This window comes from Cyanobium sp. ULC065 (assembly GCF_977927515.1).
The window spans coordinates 1,160,589-1,183,558 of sequence record NZ_OZ376393.1 but is presented as its reverse complement, the minus strand read 5'-3'; the positions used below and the strand labels follow the sequence as shown (position 1 = coordinate 1,183,558).

At 68.4% G+C, this 22,970-nt stretch carries 23 protein-coding genes; 15 read left to right on the top strand and 8 right to left on the bottom strand.

Translation table 11 applies throughout. From position 1 onward, the window contains the following. Nucleotides 1-63: 63 nt before the first annotated feature. The 6 genes from ACXMDP_RS05700 to ACXMDP_RS05675 all read left to right on the top strand — a co-directional run bounded on the left by ACXMDP_RS05700 (nucleotide 64) and on the right by ACXMDP_RS05675 (nucleotide 4,435). Nucleotides 64-837, top strand: a complete 774-nt coding sequence (locus tag ACXMDP_RS05700; RefSeq protein ID WP_094510320.1) for a PspA/IM30 family protein — start codon at nucleotides 64-66, stop codon at nucleotides 835-837. 76 nt (nucleotides 838-913) lie between these two features. Continuing rightward, nucleotides 914-1,234 (top strand): thioredoxin, encoded by a 321-nt coding sequence (gene trxA / locus ACXMDP_RS05695; protein ID WP_255099767.1) that lies wholly within the window; start codon nucleotides 914-916, stop codon nucleotides 1,232-1,234. After that, a complete protein-coding gene (locus ACXMDP_RS05690) occupies nucleotides 1,221-2,435 on the top strand; it encodes an aminotransferase class I/II-fold pyridoxal phosphate-dependent enzyme (RefSeq protein ID WP_259728792.1) in 1,215 nt (404 codons plus the stop codon). The genes trxA and ACXMDP_RS05690 overlap by 14 nt, the downstream gene beginning before the upstream one ends. 28 nt (nucleotides 2,436-2,463) lie before the next feature. Then, nucleotides 2,464-3,243 carry a biotin--[acetyl-CoA-carboxylase] ligase gene (locus ACXMDP_RS05685; RefSeq protein WP_259728793.1) on the top strand — a complete coding sequence of 260 codons (780 nt, stop codon included), beginning with the start codon at nucleotides 2,464-2,466 and terminating at the stop codon, nucleotides 3,241-3,243. A 50-nt stretch (nucleotides 3,244-3,293) separates the two neighbouring features. Next, entirely contained in the window at nucleotides 3,294-3,593 is a 300-nt protein-coding gene (locus tag ACXMDP_RS05680) for a hypothetical protein (RefSeq protein ID WP_457767110.1), read from the top strand. After that, complete coding sequence (locus ACXMDP_RS05675) at nucleotides 3,560-4,435, top strand: M23 family metallopeptidase (RefSeq protein ID WP_457767109.1); 876 nt, start codon at nucleotides 3,560-3,562, stop codon at nucleotides 4,433-4,435. Before ACXMDP_RS05680 ends, ACXMDP_RS05675 begins: the two co-directional genes overlap by 34 nt. On the opposite strand, the gene ACXMDP_RS05670 is transcribed toward ACXMDP_RS05675, so the two are convergent. Both ACXMDP_RS05670 and ACXMDP_RS05665 read right to left on the bottom strand, forming a co-directional pair. Further along, nucleotides 4,432-5,154, bottom strand: coding sequence for an ABC transporter ATP-binding protein (locus tag ACXMDP_RS05670; protein WP_259728795.1), 723 nt, complete (start codon nucleotides 5,152-5,154; stop codon nucleotides 4,432-4,434). The two genes, ACXMDP_RS05675 and ACXMDP_RS05670, sit on opposite strands and share 4 nt — an antisense overlap. Continuing rightward, nucleotides 5,151-6,905 carry an NAD(P)H-quinone oxidoreductase subunit N gene (locus tag ACXMDP_RS05665; protein WP_399221197.1) on the bottom strand — a complete coding sequence of 585 codons (1,755 nt, stop codon included), beginning with the start codon at nucleotides 6,903-6,905 and terminating at the stop codon, nucleotides 5,151-5,153. The genes ACXMDP_RS05670 and ACXMDP_RS05665 overlap by 4 nt, the downstream gene beginning before the upstream one ends. Before the next feature lie 9 nt (nucleotides 6,906-6,914). Here ACXMDP_RS05665 and topA point away from each other — a divergent pair, with 9 nt between their 5' ends. The 5 genes from topA (at nucleotide 6,915) to ACXMDP_RS05640 (ending at nucleotide 13,383) form a co-directional block, all read left to right on the top strand. After that, nucleotides 6,915-9,722 (top strand): type I DNA topoisomerase, encoded by a 2,808-nt coding sequence (gene topA, locus ACXMDP_RS05660; protein WP_259728796.1) that lies wholly within the window; start codon nucleotides 6,915-6,917, stop codon nucleotides 9,720-9,722. Continuing rightward, the gene (locus ACXMDP_RS05655) at nucleotides 9,722-10,342 is read left to right on the top strand and encodes a hypothetical protein (RefSeq protein WP_259728797.1); all 621 of its coding nucleotides are present in this window, start codon (nucleotides 9,722-9,724) and stop codon (nucleotides 10,340-10,342) included. Before topA ends, ACXMDP_RS05655 begins: the two co-directional genes overlap by 1 nt. 9 nt (nucleotides 10,343-10,351) lie before the next feature. Further along, on the top strand, nucleotides 10,352-11,005 hold the full coding sequence (locus ACXMDP_RS05650; protein WP_255099777.1) for a DUF2232 domain-containing protein: 654 nt from the start codon (nucleotides 10,352-10,354) through the stop codon (nucleotides 11,003-11,005). Between the two features lie 119 nt (nucleotides 11,006-11,124). Continuing rightward, nucleotides 11,125-12,270: a nicotinate mononucleotide-dependent phosphoribosyltransferase CobT gene (gene cobT / locus ACXMDP_RS05645; RefSeq protein ID WP_259728798.1), complete on the top strand. Its 1,146-nt coding sequence runs from the start codon at nucleotides 11,125-11,127 to the stop codon at nucleotides 12,268-12,270. 9 nt (nucleotides 12,271-12,279) lie between these two features. Further along, complete coding sequence (locus tag ACXMDP_RS05640; protein WP_259728799.1) at nucleotides 12,280-13,383, top strand: type 2 periplasmic-binding domain-containing protein; 1,104 nt, start codon at nucleotides 12,280-12,282, stop codon at nucleotides 13,381-13,383. 25 nt (nucleotides 13,384-13,408) lie between these two features. On the opposite strand, the gene ACXMDP_RS05635 is transcribed toward ACXMDP_RS05640, so the two are convergent. Together ACXMDP_RS05635 and ACXMDP_RS05630 are read right to left on the bottom strand one after the other, a co-directional pair. Continuing rightward, nucleotides 13,409-14,470 carry an aldo/keto reductase gene (locus tag ACXMDP_RS05635; protein ID WP_259728800.1) on the bottom strand — a complete coding sequence of 354 codons (1,062 nt, stop codon included), beginning with the start codon at nucleotides 14,468-14,470 and terminating at the stop codon, nucleotides 13,409-13,411. Between the two features lie 58 nt (nucleotides 14,471-14,528). Next, on the bottom strand, nucleotides 14,529-15,146 hold the full coding sequence (locus tag ACXMDP_RS05630; RefSeq protein ID WP_259728914.1) for a bifunctional nuclease family protein: 618 nt from the start codon (nucleotides 15,144-15,146) through the stop codon (nucleotides 14,529-14,531). A 54-nt stretch (nucleotides 15,147-15,200) separates the two neighbouring features. Here ACXMDP_RS05630 and ACXMDP_RS05625 point away from each other — a divergent pair, with 54 nt between their 5' ends. Beyond that, nucleotides 15,201-15,869, top strand: a complete 669-nt coding sequence (locus ACXMDP_RS05625) for a riboflavin synthase (protein WP_259728801.1) — start codon at nucleotides 15,201-15,203, stop codon at nucleotides 15,867-15,869. Between the two features lie 229 nt (nucleotides 15,870-16,098). After that, on the top strand, nucleotides 16,099-16,668 hold the full coding sequence (locus tag ACXMDP_RS05620; RefSeq protein ID WP_259728915.1) for an HdeD family acid-resistance protein: 570 nt from the start codon (nucleotides 16,099-16,101) through the stop codon (nucleotides 16,666-16,668). Between the two features lie 70 nt (nucleotides 16,669-16,738). On the opposite strand, the gene ACXMDP_RS05615 is transcribed toward ACXMDP_RS05620, so the two are convergent. The 4 genes from ACXMDP_RS05615 to ACXMDP_RS05600 all read right to left on the bottom strand — a co-directional run bounded on the left by ACXMDP_RS05615 (nucleotide 16,739) and on the right by ACXMDP_RS05600 (nucleotide 20,747). Continuing rightward, a complete protein-coding gene (locus ACXMDP_RS05615) occupies nucleotides 16,739-17,098 on the bottom strand; it encodes an AbrB family transcriptional regulator (RefSeq protein WP_259728802.1) in 360 nt (119 codons plus the stop codon). A gap of 109 nt (nucleotides 17,099-17,207) precedes the next feature. Next, on the bottom strand, nucleotides 17,208-17,822 hold the full coding sequence (locus ACXMDP_RS05610; protein WP_399220083.1) for a cytochrome c oxidase subunit 3: 615 nt from the start codon (nucleotides 17,820-17,822) through the stop codon (nucleotides 17,208-17,210). A gap of 203 nt (nucleotides 17,823-18,025) precedes the next feature. After that, nucleotides 18,026-19,696: a cytochrome c oxidase subunit I gene (gene ctaD / locus ACXMDP_RS05605; protein WP_094510305.1), complete on the bottom strand. Its 1,671-nt coding sequence runs from the start codon at nucleotides 19,694-19,696 to the stop codon at nucleotides 18,026-18,028. Between the two features lie 133 nt (nucleotides 19,697-19,829). After that, on the bottom strand, nucleotides 19,830-20,747 hold the full coding sequence (locus ACXMDP_RS05600) for a cytochrome c oxidase subunit II (protein WP_259728803.1): 918 nt from the start codon (nucleotides 20,745-20,747) through the stop codon (nucleotides 19,830-19,832). A 186-nt stretch (nucleotides 20,748-20,933) separates the two neighbouring features. On the opposite strand from ACXMDP_RS05600, the gene ACXMDP_RS05595 reads away from it, so the two are divergent. Together ACXMDP_RS05595 and ACXMDP_RS05590 are read left to right on the top strand one after the other, a co-directional pair. Next, on the top strand, nucleotides 20,934-21,881 hold the full coding sequence (locus tag ACXMDP_RS05595; RefSeq protein ID WP_457767108.1) for a COX15/CtaA family protein: 948 nt from the start codon (nucleotides 20,934-20,936) through the stop codon (nucleotides 21,879-21,881). Further along, the gene (locus ACXMDP_RS05590; protein WP_259728805.1) at nucleotides 21,874-22,962 is read left to right on the top strand and encodes a heme o synthase; all 1,089 of its coding nucleotides are present in this window, start codon (nucleotides 21,874-21,876) and stop codon (nucleotides 22,960-22,962) included. Before ACXMDP_RS05595 ends, ACXMDP_RS05590 begins: the two co-directional genes overlap by 8 nt. Nucleotides 22,963-22,970 lie beyond the last annotated feature (8 nt).

Sequence of the window (22,970 nt, the reverse complement as noted above, 5' to 3'; positions counted from 1 at the left end):
GGCAACCGGCGGAGCCAGGGCCGCCCGCCACCGCTACCCTCGGACGTGCCCCCTCCATGATCCATGGGCTTCTTCGATCGGCTCAGCCGCCTGCTGCGGGCCAACCTCAACGATCTGGTCAGCAAGGCGGAGGATCCGGGCAAGATCCTGGATCAGTCGGTCGCGGACATGCAGTCCGACCTGGTGAAGCTGCGCACGGCCGTGGCCACCGCGATCGCCAGCCAGAAGCGCATCCAGAATCAGGCGCAGCAGGCGGAAGCCCAGAGCAAAACCTGGTACGAGCGGGCCGAGCTGGCGCTCAAGAAAGGCGAGGAGGATCTGGCGCGCGAAGCGCTCAGCCGCCGCAAGACCTATCAGGACACCGCCACCGCGCTCAACAACCAGCTCTCCAGCCAGGCAGGCCAGGTCGACGCGCTGAAGAAGAGTCTGCTGGCACTGGAAGGCAAGATCGCCGAGGCCAAGACCAAGAAAGACATGCTCAAGGCCCGCTCCCAGGCGGCGCAGGCCCAGGAGCAGTTGCAGAGCGCCGTCAGCGGGTTGGGCACCAACTCCGCCATGGCCGCCTTCGAGCAGATGGAGGAGAAGGTGCTGCAGCAGGAGGCCCGCAGCCAGGCCGCGGCCGAGCTGGCCGGCGCCGACCTGGAAAGCCAGTTCGCCTCCCTGGAGGGCAGCGAGGTGGACGACGAGCTGGCCGCTCTCAAGAACCGGCTTGAAGGCGGCCCTGCCGCCACCCCCCTTCTGGCCGCCGACAGTCCCACCCCCCTGCTGGAACCCGTGAAGGCCGCGGAAGTGGATGCCGAGCTCGAAGAGCTCAAGCGCTCAATCGACAAGCTCTGAGCTCCGGCGGTGCGGCAGGATCCCCGCCAGGGGATTCCTAGACTTGGACTCTCCCGATCCCTGCTCGTTCCCTCCCGTGGCCGTTGCCCAGTTCACCGACGCGAACTTCGCCTCTGACGTGCTTGAGCGGCCCGGCGCGGTACTGGTCGACGTCTGGGCCAGTTGGTGTGGCCCCTGCCGCCTGATGGCGCCGCTGATGGAGGCGGCCGCCAGCGATTACGCCGGGCGCCTGGAGGTGGGCAAGCTGGAGGCCGATGGCAACCCCAGCGTGCGCGATGCCCTGAAGATCCAGGGGCTACCCACCTTGATCCTGTTCAAGGGCGGCGAAGAAGTGGCCCGCCATGAAGGGGCGATGGCCCGTCCACAGCTCAACGCCTTCCTTGATGCCCATCTCTGAGCGGGTCGCCCGCCTGGGCAGCGGAGTCTTCGCCCGCAACGATCAACGCAAATCCGACTACCGGCAATACTGCAGCGCCTTGAGCGCTGCCGATCCCAGCAGCAGCCCCGCGCCGCTGCTGGATCTCTCGCTCGGCTCCACCGATCTGCCGCCGCCGCCGCAGGCGCTGGCGGCCATGGCGGCGGCACTCACCGAGCCGGGCAGCTCCTCTTACTGCCTGCACGCTTCCACGCGTCCGTTCCGGGAGGCGGCTGCCGCCTGGGCCCGGCGCCGCTTCGATGTGGCCGTCGATCCCGACAGCGAAGTGCTGCTGCTGGTGGGCTCGCAGGAAGGCACCGCCCACCTGCCCCTGGCTGTGCTTGACCCGGGCGACCGTGCCCTGCTGCTGGATCCCTTCTACCCCTCCCACCGCGGCGGCCTGGAGCTGGCAGGCGCGCGCTCCCTGCTGCTGCCCCTGCAGGCCGAGCAGGGCTGGCGGCCGCCGTTCGAGCAGGTGCCCTCCACACAGTGGGAGCAGCTCAAGCTGATGGTGCTTGGCTATCCGCACAACCCCACCGCCACCACGGGCGAACAGGCCTGGCTGGAGGAAGCGGCCGCACGAGCCGTGCAGCACGGCTTCGTGTTCGCCCACGACAACCCCTACGTGGACCTGGCCTTAGAGGGCGAAGCGCCCGCCTTGCTGCGCAGTCCTCACTGGCGCCAGTGCGGGATCGAATTCTTCTCGCTCTCCAAGAGCTGGTGCCTGGGCGGCTTCCGGCTCGCCTTCGCGATCGGTGCCGCCCCCTTGATCACCGCCCTGCGCCAGGTGAAAGGCGTGGTCGACTTCAACCAGTCGCTGGCTTTGCAGGCCGGGGCGATCGCCGCCCTGGAGCAGGCGCCGCAGTGGCCGCAGCAACTGCGTGCCACCTACCGGGAGCGCCGCGACCGCATGATGGGGGCGCTCGAGGCCCAGGGCTGGCCGGTGCAGCGGCCCTCCATGGCCCTCTACCTCTGGCTGGAGCTGCCGCCCGTGGCCCGCGCCATGGGCTCGGAAGCCTTCTGCGCGGCCCTGCTGAAGGGCAGCGGTGTGGCGCTCACCCCGGGCAACGGCTTCGGCGACGGCGGCGAGGGGTGGGTGCGGCTGGCGCTGGTGCATCCGGCGGCGGAGCTGGAGGCCGGCGCGGTGCGAATCGGGAACTGGCTGCGTTCCTTCTCCGGGTGAGGTGGTCGCTGGCTGGCCGCACCGGCCCATGATCGGCCGCATCGCCGCTGCCCGACGCGAGCTGCTGCTGCGGGAGGGGTACCTCGCGCCACCTCTGCCCTGGAGGCTGGCGATGGTGCCGGTATGCGGGAGCACGGAACGGCTGCTCGATCAACGAAAGGCAGGGTGGGGCTCCGGGCCACTGGCACTGCTGGCGCAGCGGCAGCGCTTCGGCCATGGCCAGCAGGGTCGCCCGTGGGTCTCGCCCCACGGTGGGGTCTGGTTGAGTGCGGCGCTGCCGTGGCCGCCTCAGGGGGCTTCCCTCGCCATGGCGGCGGCCGTGGGTCTGGCGCTGCAGCTGGAGGCGCTAGGGCTGGCGCCCACGCTGAAATGGCCGAACGATCTGCTGCTGCACAACTGCAAGGTGGCGGGACTGCTGCCACGGCTGCGCCTGCGCGGAAGCCGCATCCAGGCGGCCCGGGTGGGCATCGGCCTCAACGGGGAGAACCCTGTACCGGCTGGGGCGATCAACGTGGGCCAGGCGCTGGCGCTCAGCGGCCAGGCTCGACGGCAGGGAGCCGATGCCATCCGCCTGGCGGCCCGGGTGCTGCTGGCGCTTGACTGGGCCGTGGCGGCGGCCGTTGAACCGGAGCGGGTGTGGCAAGAAGCCGACAGGCGACTGCATGGCCGCGGTCAACCCTTGCTGTGGCAGGGAGAGACCTGGATGGTGGCCGGGCTGGCCCGCGACGGCGGCTTGGAACTGCGACGTGGCGCGGAGTCCACTATCTTGCGCCGCCGCTTCGCAGAACTGTCGCCCCAGGTTGCCTAAGCTGAAGTCGCATTTTGCCACCTGGTGTGAACCGCCTTCGTCATCTGCCCGTGCTCGCGATCGGACTGGCCTCTGTGATCGGAGCGCCGCTCGCCCTCGCCGAGCTGCGCGATGCCGCGGCCGGTGCCCCAGCCGCCATCGCACCAGCGCCCACAGCTCCTGCTGCGCCCCTTCCCGCACCCCCGCCGGCGGTGCCCCAGGCGCTCACGCCGCCAGCCCCGCCCCTGGTACCCCAGGCAGGCTCCAGCGACACCTCCCCCAGCCGCTACGACCCAGCCTGCAGCGTTCCCAGACCCCAGCCCTCTCCTTTGACCAGGTGCTGGATCGCTTCGAGCGTGAGGGAGTGGTGACACCGGCCGAACGGCGGCGGGCACGCCTCGGCGCCGTGGTGCGACCTGAAAACATGCCGGCCCATCGCCAGGCTTGCAGCGAGGGCGCCCTCTCCCCCTCCGAATGCCGCGGCGTGGTGGTGAGCTGGCCTGGAAGTGATTCTGTCACCGGCTCCGGCGGGCTGCTCCCCGATGGCACCTATGCCAGCGGCGGGCCCGGATCCATGCCGCTGCCTCCGATCACCGTGCCCGTGTCGGCACTGCTGGCCGGCCAGGGGGGCAACTTCAGCCTTGCCAGCGTGTTCCGCATCACCCCCAGGCCTGCGCCGCTCCTGGGCAACGGCAACCGCAGCCTGCTGTTTCCGCTGATCGGCTCGGCTGTCACTACTAGCGAATTCGGCTGGCGGCTGCACCCGGTGATCGGTAGCTGGCTGATGCATGCGGGCCGGGATCTGGCGGCGCCGGAGGGCACCCCAGTGGTGGCGGCCCTGGCCGGGCGAGTGGTGAGCAGTGGCCTGGCCGGCGGCTACGGCCTGGCGGTGGAGGTGGAGCATGAGCGTCCCCTTCGCCGCACCCTCTACGGCCACCTCTCCGAGCTGTTCGTCAAAGAAGGGGAGTGGGTGGCCCAGGGCGAAGTGATCGGCCGGGTCGGCAGCACCGGGCTGAGCACCGGCCCTCATCTTCACTTCGAGTTGCGCCAGCCTGCCAATGGCGGCTGGGTGGCGGTGGAGCCTGGAGAATTCGACCCGGGCCGTCAGCTGCTGGGCGGCAGTGACGCAATCGCCCTGCTGATGGGCCAGTTGCTGGAAACGCTCGAGCGGCCCAGCGCACCGGCCACCGCCAGCGCAAGCGGGCCTGGCTAAGGGAAGGCGTCATCAAGGCGGCCATCACGGAAGTGCACGATGCGATCGGCACGCGCAGCCACGTCGTCTTCGTGGGTGACCATCACCACGGTCATCCCCTCCTGATGCAGCTGATCAAAGATCTCCAGCACCTCCTGAGTGGTCTGGGAATCCAGTGCCCCTGTCGGTTCGTCGGCCAGCAGCAGGGCCGGCCGGTTGATGATCGCCCGCGCGATCGCCACACGCTGCTGCTGGCCGCCGGAGAGTTGGTTCGGTTTGTTCTGCAGGCGATGGCCGAGCCCGACACGTTCAAGGGCTTCAATGCCCAGGTTCCGGCGCTGCTCGGCGGGGATGCCGGCGTAGATCATCGGCAACATCACGTTGTCGATTGCGCTCATGTGGGCCAGCAGATGAAACTGCTGGAACACGAAACCCAGCTTGCGGTTGCGAAGATCGGCCAGCTCGTCGTCGTCGAGATCCTCCACCGCCGATCCGCTGAGCCGGTAATGGCCAAACGTGGGACGATCAAGGCAGCCGATGATGTTCATCGCCGTGCTTTTGCCTGAACCGGAAGCTCCCATCACGGCGAGATAGTCGCCCTCCATCACCGTGAGGCTGAGTTCATCAAGGGCACGCACCTCGGTGTCGCCTGAGCCGTACACCTTGCTCACGCGATCAAGGACGGCCACAGGCTCATGGGCCCGGGGCCGTGAGAGCTCCGCCGGGGCGGTGAGCGTCATCCCAGCAGGGCAGGCGTTGGAGGAACGGGGGCCACGGCGATGGCGGTGGCTTCACGGGCGGCGGAAGAGGCAATCGACTGCTGCAGCATCGGCGTGCCGGTGACGGCCTCATTCGCCCAGCTGAATAGCGGATTGGAGAGCACACCGCCCACCGCCGTGATCAGCACGCAGGCCACCAGGGCGGTGCGCAGGGTGCCCATGCCAGCCAGATTCCAGGTGATCGCCGGGTAGGCCTTCACCACATCAGAGGCTTCCTGCGGCTCCTTCACCACCATCATCTTGATCACCGAGATGTAGTAGTAGATCGACACCACGGACGTGATCAAGCCAACCACCACCAGCAGATACTGGTGGTCGGCCCAACCGGCAAAGAACAGATAGATCTTGCCGAAGAAGCCGAGCATCGGCGGGATTCCCCCCAGCGACAGCAGGCAGAGACTGAGACCGAGCGTGATCAGTGGATCTTTCTGATAAAGGCCGGCGTAATCGGAAATGCGGTCGCTGCCGGTGCGCAGCGAGAACAGGATGATGCAGGCGAAGGCGCCCAGGTTCATGAACAGGTAGGCCGCCATGTAGAGCACCATGGCGGCATAGCCGTCTTCGGTGCCGCACACCAGGCCGATCATCACGAAGCCGGCCTGGCCGATCGAGCTGTAGGCCAGCATCCGCTTCATGGTGGTCTGGGCCAGGGCCACCACGTTGCCCAGGGTCATGCTCAGCACCGCCAGCACGGTGAACAGCAGCTTCCACTGCGTGTCGAAGGTGTCGAAGCAGCCCACCAGCAAGCGCAGGGCCAAGGCGAAGCCGGCGGCCTTGGAGCCCACGGAAAGGAACGCCACCACCGGGGTGGGCGACCCCTCGTAGACGTCCGGGGTCCACTGGTGGAAGGGCACCGCAGCGATCTTGAAGGCCACGGTGGCCAGCACGAACACCAGCGCCAATGCCGTGACCGGCGTGGCACTGGTCTGAAGGGCAAGTCCGACAGCGTCAAGGCCGGTGGAGCCGCCAGTGAGGCCGTAGAGCAGGGAGGCGCCGTAGAGAAAGACCGCAGCGGCGGCGGAACCCACCAGCAGATATTTGAGCGCTGCCTCGCCGGAACGGGCATCCCGCTTCATGTAGCCCGAAAGGAGGTAGCTGGACACCGAAAGGGTTTCCAGCGACACGAAGATGCTGACCAGATCGGTGGAGCCGCACAGGAACATGGCGCCGAGCGTGGCCGCCAGCAGGATCGCGGCGTATTCGCCAACCGGGCTGCCAGAACGCTCCACGTAGCGCCAGCTGATCATCAGCGAGAGCAAGGTGGAGGCTGCCACCACGGCGCGGAAAGCCACCGCCAGATCGTCCGCCAGGAACGAGCCAAGGAACGAAGGCTCCAGCGGCGCGTTCCACTGCAGAGCCAGGAGCACCAGAGCCGTGCCCAGGCCGGCGTAACAGATCGGCGGCACCCAGCGGATCGCCGCTTCCTCGCCGGCCAGATCAACCAGCAGGCAGATCAGCAGGGCGATGAGGATGGCAGCCTCGGGCGCAATGGCGCCGGAATTGAGCTGGGCGGCTGTGATTCCCAGGCCGATCGCGGGCGCTGTGGCCAGGGAGGCGACGGCCAGGTGGGGCAGTTCCGTCAGGGCGGGAAGGGCGCCAAACAGATCCATGTCGGCTTCAAACGATCGCCTTGTCGAGCGGACTGTAGCGGCGGCGCCGATCATTCTCAGGCGGGGCGGGCCGCCGATGCGATAAAGAGGGAACCGGTTCATCGCCTGCCTGTGGCGCACACCCTGGTCATCGTCGAGAGCCCCACCAAGGCCCGCACCATCCGCGCCTTCCTGCCGAAGGAGTTCCGGGTGGAGGCGTCGATGGGGCACGTCCGTGACCTGCCCAACAACGCCAGCGAGATTCCCGCCGCCTACAAGGGCGAGAAGTGGGCGAACCTGGGCGTCAACACCAGCGAGGATTTCGCGCCGCTCTACGTGGTGCCGAAAGACAAAAAGAAGGTGGTGAAGGAGCTGAAGGACGCGCTGAAGGGCGCCGACCAGCTGCTCCTGGCCACGGATGAAGACCGGGAAGGCGAAAGCATCAGCTGGCACTTGCTGGAGCTGCTCAGCCCCAAGGTGCCGGTCAAGCGGATGGTGTTCCACGAGATCACCAAGGACGCCATCCACCGCGCCCTCGACCAGACGCGCGAACTCGACATGGAGTTGGTGCACGCCCAGGAAACGCGACGGATCCTCGACCGGCTGGTGGGCTACACCCTCTCACCGCTGCTGTGGAAAAAAGTGGCCTGGGGGCTTTCTGCCGGCAGGGTGCAATCGGTGGCGGTGCGGCTGTTGGTGCAGCGGGAGCGTGCCCGGCGGGCCTTCCGCAGCGGCAGCTACTGGGACCTCAAGGCCGAGCTGGAGCAGCCGGGCGGCCGGTTCGAAGCCAAGCTCACCCACCTCGCCGGCGAGCGCATCGCCCAGGGCAGCGACTTCGACGAAAGCACCGGGGGGCTCAAGCCCGGCAGCACAGTGAAGCTGCTGGCGGAGAGCGAAGCGCGCGCCCTGCGCGAAAGCGTGCTGGCCCTGCCCTGGCGGGTGGAGCAGGTGGAGGAGAAACCCACGGTGCGCAAGCCCGTGCCGCCCTTCACCACCAGCACCCTGCAGCAGGAAGCCAACCGCAAGCTGCGGCTCTCGGCCCGCGAAACCATGCGCACGGCCCAGGCCCTCTATGAGCGCGGCTTCATCACCTACATGCGCACCGACTCGGTGCACCTCTCCGAGCAGGCGATCAGCGCCGCCCGTGCCTGTGTGGCTGAGAAGTACGGCGACAGCTTCCTAAGCCCCGCCCCGCGGCAGTTCAGCACCAAGAGCCGCAACGCCCAGGAGGCCCACGAGGCGATCCGCCCCTCCGGTGAACGCTTCCGCACCCCCAAGGACACCGGTCTCGACGGCAAGGATCTCGCCCTTTACGAGCTGATCTGGAAACGCACCGTGGCCAGCCAGATGGCCGATGCACGGCTCACGATGCTGGCGGTGGAGATCGTCGCCGGGGACGCCCGCTTCCGGGCCAGCGGCAAGCGCATCGATTTTGCCGGTTTCTTCCGCGCCTATGTGGAGGGCAGCGACGATCCCGACGCGGCGCTGGAGGGGCAGGAACTGCTGCTGCCCGCCCTGGCGGTGGGCGATGCACCGGTCTGCAAGGCAGTGGAGGCGCTCGGCCACCAGACCCAGCCGCCGGCCCGCTACAGCGAAGCGGCACTGGTGAAGATGCTGGAGAAGGAAGGAATCGGCAGGCCGTCCACCTACGCCAGCATCATCGGCACGATCACCGACCGCGGCTACGCCACCCTCGCCGGCAACGCGCTCACCCCCAGCTTCACCGCCTTCGCGGTGACCGCCTTGCTGGAGGAGCACTTCCCCGACCTGGTGGACACCAGCTTCACCGCGCGGATGGAGAACACACTCGATGAGATTTCCCACGGCAAGGTTCAGTGGCTCCCCTATCTGAACAGCTTCTTCAAGGGGGAGAAGGGGCTCGAAGCCCAGGTGCAGCAGCGCGAGGGCGACATTGACCCCACTGCCTCACGCACGATCGTGATGGAGGGTCTCCCCTGCGTGGTGCGGATCGGGCGCTTCGGCGCCTACCTGGAGTCGAAGCGGGTCGCGGACGACGGCAGCGAGGAGCTGGTGAAGGCCACCCTGCCCCAGGAGATCACCCCGGCCGAGCTCGATGCCGAGCATGCCGAACAGATCCTGCGCCAGAAAACCGAGGGGCCTGAATCACTGGGGGAAGACCCCGAAACCGGCGATGCGATCTACCTGCTGTTCGGCCAGTACGGCCCCTACCTGCAACGGGGGCAGGTGAGCGAGGAGAACCCCAAACCGAAGCGGGCCTCCCTGCCCAAGGGCGTCAAGCCGGAGGATCTCAGCCTCGATGATGCCCTTGGCCTGCTGCGTTTGCCGCGGCTGCTGGGCGAGCACCCCGATGGTGGACGGATTCAGGCCGGCCTGGGCCGCTTCGGTCCCTACGTGGTGCACGACAAGGCGAAGGGAGAAAAGGACTACCGCTCGCTCAAGGCAGAAGACGACGTGCTGCTGGTGGGGTTGTCGCGCGCCATCGAGCTGCTGGCCACCCCCAAGCGGGGCCGGGGCGGCCGCACGGCCCTGAAGGACCTGGGCATCCCTGAGGGGGACGAGGAAACCATCCAGGTGTTCGACGGTCCCTATGGCCTCTACGTGAAGCAGGGCAAGGTGAACGCCTCGCTGCCGGAGGGCGCCACGGCGGACACAATCACGATCGAGCAGGCCGTTGAGCTTCTGGCCGCGAAGGCCGCCAGCGGCAAGGCCAAGACCCGCAAGCCCGCCGCCCGCTCCGCCGCCAAGACAGCCGCTGCCAAGACCACCGGAACCAAGCCAGCCGCCACCAAGACCACCAGCAGCCGCAAGGCCACCGGCACTTCGGCAGCGAGCAGCAGGAGCGGCGCGGCGGAGGCCAAGGCTGCCAGCGGAACCGCCAAAGCCAAGCCGCCGGCCACCACCAAGACTGGACGTCCACGCGCCAGCGCCGTGCGGATCATCAAGGCCGCCTCCGGCTGATGGGCCACTACCCCCGCCGCCCCCTGCTCCTGCTGGCGTCGCTGCTGCTCACACTGGCCGGCTGTGCCGGCACGCCCTTCGGCCAGCAGCTGGCGGCCGGGTTCGATGCTCCGGCGCCACCGGCCGCCACCACATCCCCCGCCTCCGGTGACGCCCGGCCGGGTGCCTCTTCCGGCACCGCCATTTCCCCCACAGGCTCGAATCCCACCACACCGGCCACAGGCGCGAACGCCACCACCGCGGCCACGGCTTCCCCCGGCACTGCCACGCCGGCCACCGCCGCCCCGGGCGCGTCGCCAGCAACACAGTCACTCTCCCCCACGCCGGCGGTCCCTGGCCGCGCCGCAGGACAGGCAGGCGATGCCGCCCGCAGCCCCACCGGCGGCCCCAGCGCGGGTAACCGAGCCGCTGGGAGACAAGGACAGGCACCGGCCGCCGCTGTGCCCTACAGGATCACTCTGAAGCTGCCCGGCGCCGATCCTTCCGCCCCTGCCGAAGCGGTCACCGAGGCACTGCGGGCCGCCGGCCTGCGCTTTGAGGTGGAGACCATCGAGCGGATCCCAACGCCGGAAACCGGCGCGGCAGCGCCGAAGGCCACGCCGGCGCCGGCGCCACGCTGAGCCGCCGCCATGCCCCCTTCCCCCCACCGCCTCAGTCGGCGCCAGGCCCTTCAGCTGGTGGAAACCGCCTACATGGCTGCCGCCACCGCCCTGCTCTGGGCAGGCCTCTATTACCTGCCGGTGGGGGGCGCCCTGTTCCGCCTGGCTCTCCCCCTGCCGATCGCCCTGCTGCTGCTCCGCCAGGGCTGGCGCTGCGGCTGGGAAGGGATGGTGGTGGCCTCCCTGCTGCTGGTGGCTTTGATGGGCCCGATCCGCGGGCCGCTGGTGCTCTTCCCCTACGGAGCGCTGGCGCTCTGGCTCGGCTGGGGTTGGCGCAGCAACTGGAGCTGGTGGCTCACCTGGGGCGTGGGGCTGGTGATCGGTGCGGGCGGCTTCCTGGTGCGGGTCACCGTGCTGTCGGTGCTGGTGGGCGAAAACCTGTGGGTGTTGATCACGGCCGCCGCCGCCGGGCTGCTGGAGCGCATTAGCGCCCTGCTGAACCTGGGTGGTGGCCCCGACCTGCTGCAGGTGCAGGCCCTGGCCCTGGGGTTGGTGGTGGTTCAGAACCTGATCTACGTGCTGGCCTTGCACGCGGTGGCCTACTGGATCTTTCCCCGGTTGCAGGCGCCGATCCCCGAACCGCCCGAAGCCCTGCGGGCCCTGGTGGCCCTTGACCCTCTCTGAGCTGGTGGTCGACCCATGCGCGTGCCAGCAGGCCCGGGCTGAGACAGCGGCCTGCAGGCCTGCAGTGAGGCGCTTACCTGGAGGCCCATGGTGTTGAGGCCCTTGCCTGGAGGCCCACCGTGCTGCAGCTGACGGGCGACGCTGCTCAAGCCGATCGCTGGACCATGCAGATGACCGCCGGCTGGCAGGACGCGCTGGTGCTGCTGCTGCTGGCCGGCACCGACACTGCCGCCGTGCCGGGCATCTCCGCAGCCGGAGCCACCCCGGACTCCCGTCGCCGCACGGCCGCCGCCGATGCTGAACTGCTGCTGCTGGGCCCTGGCACAGCCCGGCCCCATGCCCTGCCCCCCCTGCCGGCGGGCGTCAGTCCGGCGCTGATCTCCCATGTGGTGATGCAGGGGCTGCAGCTCACGCCCCTGGTGGTCGACCTGGGCTGTCCAGTGGCACCGGCGGTGCCCCACATCTGCCTGGGGCAGCAGCCAGCGCTCTGCCTCAGCAGCGGCCGTGCCATGGGCGAAGAGCGGGTGCGGGCACTGCTGGCGCTGGGGCGCCGCTGGGCGCAGAGCTGGCAGGAGCGTTGGCGGACGGCCCCGCAGCTCCCGCCGCTGGTGCTGGCCGAATGCGTGCCGGGCGGCACCAGCACCGCCCAGGCGGTGCTCACCGGTCTGGGCGTGGCGGCCGGCGGGCTGGTGAGCGGAAGCCTGCGCAGCCCAGCCCACGACCTCAAGGCTGCCCTGGTGGACCAGGGGCTGCGGGCAGCGGGCCTGGCCGGAGCCAGCGCCGGGGAACCAGATCCCGTGCGGGTAGTGGCAGCGGTGGGGGACCCGATGCAACCGCTGGCGGCGGGGGTGCTGCTGGCGGCGGCCGAAGGAAGCTGGCCGGTGCTGCTGGCCGGTGGCAGCCAGATGGCGGCGGTGCTGGCCCTGGCCCTGGCCCTGGCCGATGCACCGCTGCGGGGCCGACTGGTGGCGGCAACGGCCCTGGGCACTACCGGCTGGGTGGCGCGGGAACGCAGCAGCGATCTGGCGCTGCTGCTGCAGCGCGTGGCAGACCGCTGGCAAGTGGCGGCACCGGCCAGCTTCGCCACGGAGCTTTGCTTCAGCAACTGCCGCAGCCCGGCCCTGCAGGACTACGAGCGCGGGTATGTCAAGGAAGGGGTGGGCGCCGGCGGCCTGGCGCTGCTGTGGGAGTGGAGCGGCCGCAGCCCCGCCGACCTGGCTGCCGACTGCGACCGGGCCCAGGAGCGCCTGATCGCCTCCCTCTAGGGTCCAACCATGCAGGAACGCCCTCCCCTTCCCGCCCGCTTCAGCCGCCGCCACCTGCTGCAGGCCGGCGTTCTGGTCGGCAGCGGCTGGCTGGCGGGTTGCGCCCGTGGCGCGTCCTCTTCAGCCACCCTCCTGTACAGCCGCGGCCAGCTGCCCGCCGCCTGGGGCAAGCAGCTTCCCTCCCCGTGGCGAGGCAAGGCGCTGGAGGGCCCCGAGGCGGTGCTCGCGCAGCACAGCGATGCCGATCTGCTGCAGCTCTCCGATGGCTGGCTCGGCGCCCTGAAAGCTGACGCCCTGCAGCCGTTCAGCGCCAGCAGCACCGCTACTGCCATGTTCGAGCAGCTGGCTCCGTTCAGCGCGGCGGTGCGCGATGGGTTCCGGAATCCTGTGGCGGCGCCCGAAGACTCCGCCGCAGCGGCGGCAGCGGCGCCGATCGCCTATCCGTGGGCCTTCGGCACCTGGGTGCTGGTGCTACGCAACCGCACCGACCTGAGCCGCCGCAGCGCAGAGGGCTGGAACCTGCTGCTCGATCCGAGCCTGCACCGTCAGCTCGTGCTTCCCTCCAGCCCCCGCGTCGTGATCGAGCTGGCGCTGCGCACCCTCAGCCCCGGCGCCACTGCCGCCGGCGTTGATCGCCTGGCAGCGGCGGCGTTGCCCGGCCAGCTCAAGCGCCTGCGGGAGCAGGCCCTCGCCTTCGACGAGAAGAATGGCCTCAACCTGCTGCTGAGCGGCGATGCCGAGGCGGCCGTGTTGCCCAGCCAGCGGGTGCTGCCACTGCTGCGCAGCGATGCCAGGCTCACCGCCCTGTTGCCGGCCAGCGGCTCACCACTCTGGTGGAACCTCTTGCTGCGGCCGCGCCGCAGCCGTGAACCAGCTCCGCTCGCCTGGATCGCCCGCTGCATGGAGCGGCCCACGCTCGATCGCCTGCTGGCGGCCGGCTGGGTGCCGCCAGTGAAGCGCCAGCTGCTGCAGGCCGCCCTGGCGTCATGGCCCGAGCACGTGGCGCGCCTCCTCTACCCCGACGATTCGGTGCTCGCGCGCTGCACCAGCCTGCCGCCGCTGAGCAGCGCCGAACGGCAGCGTTACCAGAGCCTCTGGGACGCAGCCGCCTGAGCCGGCAGGCCCACCCCCCTGCCCTTCAGCCCCACAGCCGCCGCCGTGGTGGCGCGGCGAGGAGTTGATGGGTGGCCGCCAGCAGGTCCGGGATCGGCAGGCCGTGGGGACAGCGGGGCAGGCAGACTCCGCACTGCTGGCAGGCGGAGGCATCGAGCGCCTCCCACCAGTGGCCGGCCCTGCCGATCAGGTTGTAGCGCTCGCTGGCGAAGGGGGTCATGCCATGACCGAGAGCCAGGTTGCGCAGGCGCAGCAGCGCCGGAATCGGCACCCCGCTCGGGCAGGGCAGGCAAGCGCGGCACTGGCCGCAGGCCCCCTCCCCCAGACGACCACGGCCCGCCTCCGCCAGCCGTGCCAGCGCCGCCTGCTCTGCTGCGCTGAGCGGTCCATCGGCGCCGGCCAGGGCCACGGCCCAAGCGAGATCCTCCGGCCGGGCGGCGCCGAGGGTGAGCGTGGACACACCGGCGGCCAGCAGAAAGCGATAAGCGAGCTGCAAAGGCGCGAAGGGCGCGCAGTCCTCCACCAGCTCGGGGGGTGGGTCGTACAGCCGCCCCCCCTTGTCGGCGGGGGAGATTGCCATCACGCCAATGCCGGCGGCGAGGGCCTGGCGGGCCAGGGGCAGGCGCTCCTGATCGAACAGATGCAGATGCAGGCTGCAGAAGCCGAAACGGCCACTGGCCAGGGCCCGCTCGATCAGATCTGTGCTGCCGTGGCTGCTGAACCCCACCTGCCCCACCAGCCCTTCGGCCTGCGCCCAGCGGAGCAGGGCGGCCCCATCCCCCTGCAGGGCCCACTCGAGATGCTCCGGCCGGTTGATACCGTGCACCGCCAGGTTGTCGAGACGGGCCAGCCCCAGCCGCTGCAGCGAGGCCCGCAGCTGGACCTGGCCTGTGGCCAGATCCACCCCCGGCAGGAGCTTGCTGGTGAGCAACAGCCGCTCCCTCGGGATGGCGAGCTGCCGCAGGGCGGCGCCCAGGTGGGCCTCCGCCGGGCCGTAGGCGGGGGCGGTTTCCAGGTGGTTGATGCCCGCCACCAGAGCCGCTTCCACCACTGCGCCCATCTGGGCGGCCGAATCGACCGCGCGCATGGTGCCGAGGGTGAACAGCGAAACGGCCGGGCCCCGTCCGAAGGGGCGGCGGCAGGCTTCAGCTGGGAACACCGTCAGGCCCGCTGGGCTTGGGTCCGCTGCCTGCGGGGCCGGCCGGCCCCATGCCTGGAACGGTCGGAGGGGGGTCGGTGCCACCGCCGCTTTCGCCATAGCCCTCCTGCTGGGCACGGCGCACGTTGCGGATCAGCTCCGCCGGGCTCACCTGATCCAGGAAGCGGCGGAAATCCTCCTGGTCCTCGGCGTCGGCTTCGGCATCCACGGGGATCGAGGCTTCGGCCACCACCTCCTCCAGCATCCAGATGCCGCTGCCGGTACGCAGTGCCAGGGCAATGGCATCACTGGGCCGGCAATCCAGCTCACTGGGCTCCCCTTCGTTGTCGGTGAGCTTCAACACAGCCCGGAAGGTGTTGTCTTCGATCGTGTGGATGATCACCCGCTCCAGCTGCACGCCTCCCACCGCCATCAGGTTGGCCATCAGGTCATGGCTGAGCGGGCGGGGCGGTTGGTGATCACCCATGCCGGCCAGGATGTTCTGGGCCTGGGATTGGTCGATCCAGATCGGCACCTGACGCCGGCCGTTCGGGTCCCTGAGCAACACGATCGGACTCCGGCTGGCCGCGTCCAGGGCGATCCCGGCCACACACATTTCCACCATGGTTGTGCCACGCACGCCCGATATCCGATTATGGCCAGGCCTGCGAGACCGCGAATGTTCACCGGTCTGGTCCGGGCCGTGGGGCAGCTCAGGCGCCACCCCCGGGGGGTGCTGGTGGAAGGCGTGGAGCACCTGCAGCCCCTGGCCCTCGGCGACAGCATCGCGGTCGATGGGGTGTGCCTGACGATCTCCGAGCTGCACCCCGACGGCCGCAGCTTTCGCGCCGACGTCAGCGACGAGACCCTGAGCCGCAGCACCCTGGCGGCCAAGGCGGCGGTGGGCGCGGCCGTGAATCTGGAGCCGGCCCTGCGGCTGAGCGACCGGCTCGGCGGTCACCTGGTGAGCGGCCATGTGGACGGCCTGGGCGAGGTGGTGGGCGTGGCCCGACAGGGGGAGTCCTGGCGACTGGAGCTGCGCTGGCTGGATCCCAGCTACGGCCGCTATGTCTGCGACAAGGCGAGTGTGGGCATCGATGGCATCAGCCTCACCGTGGCGGGCTGCAGCCCCCAGGGGGAACGCTTCTGGATGGCGGTGATTCCCCACACCTGGGAGGTCACCACCTTGAAGCTGCGGCGTGTGGGTGACCGGGTGAACCTCGAAGCCGATCTGCTCGCCAAGTACACCGAGCGGCTGCTGGCGGCCGGCGCAGCGTCGCCCGCCGCCACGGCTGGCCGCAGCCCGCAGCTGGAGCGCGACTGGCTGGCGCAGCACGGCTGGGGCTGACTCCGCCACCGCCTTCATCGGGCTCCCCCGCCGCGGGCTGCCCTGGGAACCCGGCCTAGGGTTGAAGAGACCGCGCCGAGGGCGGCGGCTCGGTTCTCCCCGCACGCCCTTGCGAGCCATGGCGCCTCAAGACACAGCCGCTGCTGAAGCGCCTGGGGGCCTGACGCCCCGGTTCGACCCCCGCCGCATCGCCGCGCTGCGCAGCTTCACGCTGGCGGAAGGGGTGCTGATGATCGTGCTGGGGGTGCTGGCGCTGATCTTTCCAGTGGTGGCCTCCTTGTGGGTCACCGCGATCGTGGCGGTGGCCTTCCTGGTGGGGGGAATCGTGAGCTGGATCGACAACCTGGCCCGGTCGCCACACCTGAGCCGCTCGCACACCTTCTGGCGGCTGGTGGTGTCCACCCTGTTCGTGGTGACGGGCGCCTGGATGATCCAGCAGTTCCGCGCCGGTTTTCCCAGTGCCGCCGCCCAGGTGGCGGCCTTTGCGCTGGCGATCGGCGTGGTGTTCGTGATCGAAGGCCTGGTGGCGATCCTGGTGGCACTGGCGCACCGGGCTGCCCGCGGCTGGGGTTGGGGCCTGGCCAATGGGGCCGTCACCCTGCTGCTCGGCGTGCTGATCCTGACGATGAAGTTCTGGAATCAGCTGTCGGTGATCGGTGTGCTGGTGGGAGTGAGCTTCCTGTTCAGCGGCATCGATCTGATCGGCTTCAGCACCAGCTTTCACGCCCAGCCTGCGGATGGCCTTCCCGCAGACAGAAAGCCTGCCGATGGCAGGCCTGCAGACGGTCAGGAATCCTGAAGCCAAGCGCGCGGCTCAGGCCGGCGGCCGAGTGCGGCTCACCCCTGACGGCCGACGTGCACGGCCCGGCTCAGGCCGAGGCCTCCTCCTGCAGTGGCAGCAGCCAGATGGAGCCGGTTTCCTGATGGATCTGGATCCTGAATTCCTGCCCGGGGGTGAGCCCCATGCGGCGGGTGTAGGCGTTGCCGATCAGCAGGTTGCCGTTGCCATGCACGCGGGTGCGGAACTCGGCCTGTCGCCCTCTGGCGGCCGCGTGGGCAGCGGAATCACTGGAAATTCTGTAGCCCTTCGCATCCACCAGGGCCTTGTAGAAGCTCTTCTTCAGCAAACGGCCGGCAGGGGAGACATAGCCGCAGCCACGGGCGATCTCGTCTTCGGAGCGGCTGCTGAGCGAACGGGCCTTCTCGAGCAGAGCATCGCCAACCAGCATCGGGGGTCTGCCGTTGGAGCTGAGGCTCGGCGTGACTTGATAGTTCAAGATGAACGGGCCTGACAGACAACAATTCTGCCGATTGGATTGGTGATCCGGCAAGGGCCGATTACAGCAGATAGAGAATTCCGAAGAGAATCAACCAGATCACGTCGACGAAATGCCAGTAGAGCTCCGCAGCCGCCAGGCCGAAGTGCTCGCTGGGGGTGAAGCGGCCGGGCTGCCGCGCCTGCCACCAAACAATCATGATCATCAGGGCCCCCAGACACACGTGCAGGCCGTGAAACCCGGTGAGCGCGTAGAAGGTGCTGGCGTAGAGGTTGTCGGTGAGGCCGAAAGGCAGGGAGAAATACTCCACCATCTGCCCGCCGAGAAAGGCGAAGCCCAGGCTCGCCGTCACCAGCAGCCACCAGCGGCAGCGGCCCATGCGCTCCTGCTTCAGCTCGGAGGCCGCGCGGTGGAAGGTGAAGCTGCTCAGCACCAGCAGGGCGGTGTTGATCGTGGGCAGGATCAGCTCCAGCTCATACACCGCACCGGCCGGCAGCGGATTGACAGCCCGAAAGGTGAGATAAGCGGCGAAGAAGCCGGCGAAGGTCATGCCATCGGCCAGCAGGAAGGTGGCCAGCCCGAACATGCGGTAATCGCCGTGCCCCTCTTCAAGAACCGGTGCTGCAGCTCCAGCAACGGCCGGCAGCGAATCGGTGCTGGGGGAGAGGATGGTCATCGGGGAAAAGGCGTGGGGGCGGTGGCCGTAACGGATGGGAGGGGAAAAACGGAGATGAGCAGCTGGAGATCAGTGAACAGGAGGCGGGCTGGGGATCAAAGGCAGCTGGTCGGTGAGGGCTACAGCCACCGGTGACCGGGATGAACGTGAGCCGGGGGAAGGCGGGCCGGTCCTGTGCGGCAGAAGCGTGAACTGGTCATCCATCAGCTGCCTGAGGTCCAGAGTTCCCTGCCAGACGCTCCCTTCAGATCAATCTGCCCTTCGGGAACGCCATAGCCGTAGGGATGGGTGACAAGGGGGGCCGGACCCTTCCAGTTCTCCACCGGGGGCGGCGAGCTGGTGAGCCACTCGGGGGTGAGTGCGTTCCAGGGGTTGTCGCCGGCCACGGGACCACGGAAGGCGCTCCAGATCACGTTGATCAGCAGGGGCAGGGTGCTGATCGCCATCAGCAGAGCCCCCACACTGCTGATCTGATTCACGAGGGTGAACTGGGGGTCGTATTCAGCGACGCGGCGGGGCATGCCGTTCAGGCCCAGCCAGTGCTGGGGCGCAAAACAGAGGTTGAAGCCCACGAAGGTGAGCAGGAAATGCAGCCGGCCCAGATCTTCATTGAGCATGCGGCCAGTGAACTTCGGATACCAGTGGTAGAGAGAGGCAAACACTACGAACACCGTGCCGCCATAGACGATGTAATGGAAGTGGGCCACCACGAAGTAGGTGTCGTGGACGTGGATATCAAAGGGAACCTGGGCCAGGGCCACCCCGGTGATGCCCCCGAACACGAAGTGAACGATGAAAGCACAGGAGAACAGCATGGCGCTGTTGAGGGCGATCTTGCCGCCCCACAGGGTGGCCAGCCAGTTGAAGAACTTGATGCCGGTTGGCACGGCGATGAAGGCCGTGGCGATCGTGAAGAACAGGCGCATCCAGGGCGGTGTTGCACTGGTGAACATGTGGTGAGCCCACACGATCAGTCCGAGAAACACGATGCCTAGGATCGAATACACCATGGTGGTGTAGCCGAACAGGGGCTTGCGGGCATGAACCGGCAGAATCTCACTGACCAGGCCAAAAGCCGGCAGCACCATGATGTAAACGGCCGGGTGTGAATAGAACCAGAAGAGATGCTGGTACACCACCGCATTGCCGCCCAGGGCGGGATTGAAGAAGCCAGTGTGGGCGAGGATGTCGAAGCTGAGGAGCACCAAGGTTCCGGCCAGCACCGGCGTGGCCAGCACCACCAGAAAGCTGGTGCCGAGCATGGCCCAGCAGTACATCGGCAGCTGCATCATCTTCAGGCCGGGCCGGCGCATCTTCAGCACGGTGGCAATGAAGTTGATGCCGCCGAAGATTGAGCTGCCCCCCAGCAACAGCACACTCAGAATCCACACCACCTGCCCGGCTGCCGGAGTGGTGAGGCTCAGGGGTGGATAAGCCGTCCAACCTGATTGAGAGGCGCCGGCAATGAAGTAGCTGGCGATCAGCAGGATGCCCGCGGGGGGGATCAACCAGAAGGCCACCGCGTTGAGCCGAGGGAAGGCCATGTCCCTGGCGCCCACATAAAAGGGGATGAGGTAATTGCCGAAGGCCCCGTTCACGACAGGCACGATCCAGAGGAAGATCATCACCGTGCCGTGCAGGGTGAGCACCTCGTTGTAAGTGTCCCGCTGAAGAAAGTCCGACATCGGACTGACCAGCTCAATGCGGATCATGCCGGCCAAGGCGCCGCCGATGAAATAGAAGAGGAATCCTGTGACCAGGTACTGGAGACCGATCACCTTGTGATCCAGGCTGAAACTCAGATACCGAAGCCAACCCTCGGGCTGGAGGCTCGGCGGAGCTGAGCTGGTGGTGGGCGGCAGGGCCAGGGTCATCGGACGAGGGAGCGCGTGGAGGGGAAGCGGAAGACGGGTGAGCTGGGGAGAAGCCAGAAAGGAGGGGATTCAGCGTCAGCAGGTAAAGGGAGGAGCCGGAAGCCTGGGGGCTGAACCGGGGTGGCGCCAGCGCTCAACCGGTCGCTGATGGCCCCGGCACGGCACTGGCCACGGTGGCAGGACGGTTCTGATCCAGCCAGGCGTCAAAGGCATCGGGCTCATGCACCACCACGGTGGAGCGCATGCCGCCGTGATAAGGGCCGCACAACTCGGCGCACACGATCGGATAGCTGCCAGCGCGGGTAGGCGTGAAGGTGAGGATCGTGGGTTGGCCTGGAATCACGTCCTGCTTGAGGCGGAATTCCGGCACCCAGAAGGCATGGATCACATCACGGGCCTCCATGCGTAACTCCACCTGTTGCCCCTCTTTCACATGCAGCTCGCCGCTGATGAAATCACCCTGGGGATAGTGGAACAGAAAGGCGAACTGAAGGGCGGTGACGTCAACGGGCAAGGCGCCGCTGCTGCTGCCGGGCGAACCACCGATGCCGCCCCAGGTGCGAGCCTCCACGCCTTCTGCCGCAGAAGGCACGTTCGCCGCCATCACCATGCCCGGTGGCATCGGATCGCTGGAGGCAGGCGAGGCGGTTTGCATCGCCATGCCGCTGTGCATGGCGTGGGGGTCGCTGAGAGGAATCATCCCGCCCATGCGGTCATAGATGTCGTAGCTGTAGATGCCCACAAACAGGACCACCACGGCGGGAACGGCCGTCCAGAAGATCTCAAGCTGGAGATTTCCTTCCACCGCGACCCCATCGCCGAGATCGCCGTCCTTGCGGCGAAAACGAATCAAGCTATACAGAAGTAGTCCGAGAATACCGAGGAAAAGTATGGTTCCAATCACGAACAGCACGGTGAAGAGCTGGTCGTAGAGGGGGGCGTTGGAGCTGGCGGCAACCGGCAGCAGGTTGACGTTCTGACCAACCCAGAGGCCAACGAGGACAAGCAGCATCCCCACCACCAGGGTGACGATGGTTGAAGGAATCGGCACGGAGCAAGCCAGGCTTTCACCACCCTATGGGGAGCCGCCACAGGGGCGCTTGGCCAACGTGAGAACAGCGAAACAAACGCAATGAGGCGTCAGGAATTCAACACAGACCCCCACTGTTGCGACTCCACCACACCGGGTCTCGAAGCTTCAGAAGTGATGGCTAACTTGATCGCCATGAGGCGAAGTTTGCTCTTTCTCACTTCTCACCTGGTCGTAGCCCTGGTGGCCCTGGTGGCGATCGGAGGCGCCACCAGGGTGATGGAGGCCGGTTTGGCCTGCCCTGACTGGCCACTTTGTTATGGCAGCTTTCTGCCGGGCGGACGCATGAACCTCCAGGTGTTTCTGGAGTGGTTTCACCGCCTTGATGCCTTTCTGGTGGGGATGGCTCTGCTGGTGCTCGCTGGCTGGAGCGTGCTGCGGCGCCTGGCGCTGCCGGCGTGGCTTCCCTGGGCCAGCGGCGCCGCGCTGCTGCTGGTTGCCGTTCAGGGCCTGCTGGGCGCGCTCACCGTCACCCAGTTGCTTCGATTCGATGTGGTGACGGCCCATCTCGGCACCGCCCTGGTGCTGGTGGCCCTGCTCAGCGGCGTCCACCAGGGCCTGATCCCCAAGCCCTCCTTCCCGGGGGCCAACCCCATCACGGTCGGCACAGCCGTCACCCCTCCTGCTCTCCTCTTCGTCCGCGCTGCAGGTGCGGCCACGGCGATGGCCGCTCTGGCGGTGTTTGCTCAGGCGATTTCCGGAGCGCTCATGGCCACCCAGTGGGCCTCAGGCCGTTGCCTCAGCAGCGGCGAAGCCTGCAGCCTCCTGGCCACCCACCGCCAGTTGGCGGCGCCGGTGGCACTGGTGGTGGTGCTTTGCTGCAGCGTCACCCTGCTCACGCCTGCCACCCGCCGGCGCAGCTGGCCCTTTGCCCTCGGTGGGGTTCTGCTTGTCGTTGTGCAGGTGATGCTCGGGGTGCTCACCCTGCGTCTGTCGCTCGCCGTCCCGCTCATCACGGTCGGGCACCAGATCACGGCCGCCCTGCTGCTGGGTCTGCTCACTGCCCTGGCGGTGCGCAACTGGAGCCTGGCCCCAGCCCAGCCTGCGGCGGTCCAAACGCTTCGTTCTTCCACCCTGGAGAGTTGTCATGGTTAGCGCCACCGCAGGGAGCGGCGCCTCCCCCACGCTCCCCCGCAGTGAGGCCGTTCCCTCCCGCGCCAAGGTCAAACTGCCGGCCTGGCTGGAGATCGCCAAGCCGCGGCTGATCCCGCTGCTGCTGGCCACAACCCTCGGCGGCATGGCCCTGTCGGAGGGTTGGCCGCTGCCGGCCCCGCGCCTGGCCTGCACGCTGGGCGGTGGTGCCCTGGCCGCTGCCGCTGCCGGCGTTCTCAATTGCCTCTGGGAGCAGGACCTCGATGGCCGCATGGTCCGGACCAGCGGCCGGGCCCTGCCCTCCGGCCGACTCTCTCCCGCCACTGCCTTCTCGGTGGCTGTCTCGCTCACGTGCGTGGCGGCCGCCCTGCTGGTGAGCGGCGTGAACTGCCTGGCCGCCGGGCTCTCCCTGCTGGGTCTCTGCAGCTATGTGCTGCTCTATACCGCCCTGCTCAAGCCGCGCACCTCCCAGAACATCGTGATCGGCGGCGTGGCCGGGGCCATCCCTCCCCTGGTGGGCGCCGCGGCCGCCACCGGCCACCTGGGCCTGAGCAGCTGGTGGCTGTTCAGCCTGGTGATGCTCTGGACCCCCGCGCATTTCTGGGCCCTGGCCCTGCTGCTGCGCGAGGACTACCGCTCTGTGGGCATCCCGATGCTGCCGGTGGTCAAGGGCTCCCAGGTCACCGCTGAAGCGATCGTGCACTACGCCCGCGCCACGGTGCTGGTGAGTGCCCTCGGCGTCGTGGCCCTGCCCAGTGGAGGGCTGCTCTATGGCCTGCTGCTGCTGCCCTTCAACAGCCGCCTGTTGCAGATGGGCCGGTCCCTGGCAGCCTCACCCGACGACCCTGTGCGGGCCAAGGGCCTGTTCCGTTGGTCGATCCTTTACTTGTTCGGCATCTGCCTGCTGCTGCTGATCTGCCGGCTACCGGCTGCGGCTGCCTTCTCTCATCAGGCCGGTGACCTGATCGGCTGGGCGACCGGTATGGACGGGCTGCCTGTGTTCAACGGCCTGCGCGGGTTCGCACCCCTGGGATTTCCGCAGCTGAGCGGCTTGCCGCTCCTGAATGTTGTAGGCAGCCGCTGATCCTCACC

Excerpts from the sequence above, each read along its gene's own strand:
- ACXMDP_RS05700 (WP_094510320.1), top strand. The coding sequence starts at position 64 with ATGGGCTTCTTCGATCGGCTCAGCCGCCTGCTGCGGGCCAACCTCAAC.
- ACXMDP_RS05690 (WP_259728792.1), top strand. The coding sequence starts at position 1,221 with ATGCCCATCTCTGAGCGGGTCGCCCGCCTGGGCAGCGGAGTCTTCGCC.
- ACXMDP_RS05685 (WP_259728793.1), top strand. The coding sequence starts at position 2,464 with ATGATCGGCCGCATCGCCGCTGCCCGACGCGAGCTGCTGCTGCGGGAG.
- ACXMDP_RS05670 (WP_259728795.1), bottom strand. The coding sequence starts at position 5,154 with ATGACGCTCACCGCCCCGGCGGAGCTCTCACGGCCCCGGGCCCATGAG.
- ACXMDP_RS05665 (WP_399221197.1), bottom strand. The coding sequence starts at position 6,905 with ATGAACCGGTTCCCTCTTTATCGCATCGGCGGCCCGCCCCGCCTGAGA.
- ACXMDP_RS05655 (WP_259728797.1), top strand. The coding sequence starts at position 9,722 with ATGGGCCACTACCCCCGCCGCCCCCTGCTCCTGCTGGCGTCGCTGCTG.
- ACXMDP_RS05650 (WP_255099777.1), top strand. The coding sequence starts at position 10,352 with ATGCCCCCTTCCCCCCACCGCCTCAGTCGGCGCCAGGCCCTTCAGCTG.
- ACXMDP_RS05640 (WP_259728799.1), top strand. The coding sequence starts at position 12,280 with ATGCAGGAACGCCCTCCCCTTCCCGCCCGCTTCAGCCGCCGCCACCTG.
- ACXMDP_RS05635 (WP_259728800.1), bottom strand. The coding sequence starts at position 14,470 with ATGCGCGCGGTCGATTCGGCCGCCCAGATGGGCGCAGTGGTGGAAGCG.
- ACXMDP_RS05630 (WP_259728914.1), bottom strand. The coding sequence starts at position 15,146 with ATGGTGGAAATGTGTGTGGCCGGGATCGCCCTGGACGCGGCCAGCCGG.
- ACXMDP_RS05625 (WP_259728801.1), top strand. The coding sequence starts at position 15,201 with ATGTTCACCGGTCTGGTCCGGGCCGTGGGGCAGCTCAGGCGCCACCCC.
- ACXMDP_RS05620 (WP_259728915.1), top strand. The coding sequence starts at position 16,099 with ATGATCGTGCTGGGGGTGCTGGCGCTGATCTTTCCAGTGGTGGCCTCC.
- ACXMDP_RS05615 (WP_259728802.1), bottom strand. The coding sequence starts at position 17,098 with ATGCTGGTTGGCGATGCTCTGCTCGAGAAGGCCCGTTCGCTCAGCAGC.
- ACXMDP_RS05610 (WP_399220083.1), bottom strand. The coding sequence starts at position 17,822 with ATGACCATCCTCTCCCCCAGCACCGATTCGCTGCCGGCCGTTGCTGGA.
- ctaD (WP_094510305.1), bottom strand. The coding sequence starts at position 19,696 with ATGACCCTGGCCCTGCCGCCCACCACCAGCTCAGCTCCGCCGAGCCTC.
- ACXMDP_RS05590 (WP_259728805.1), top strand. The coding sequence starts at position 21,874 with ATGGTTAGCGCCACCGCAGGGAGCGGCGCCTCCCCCACGCTCCCCCGC.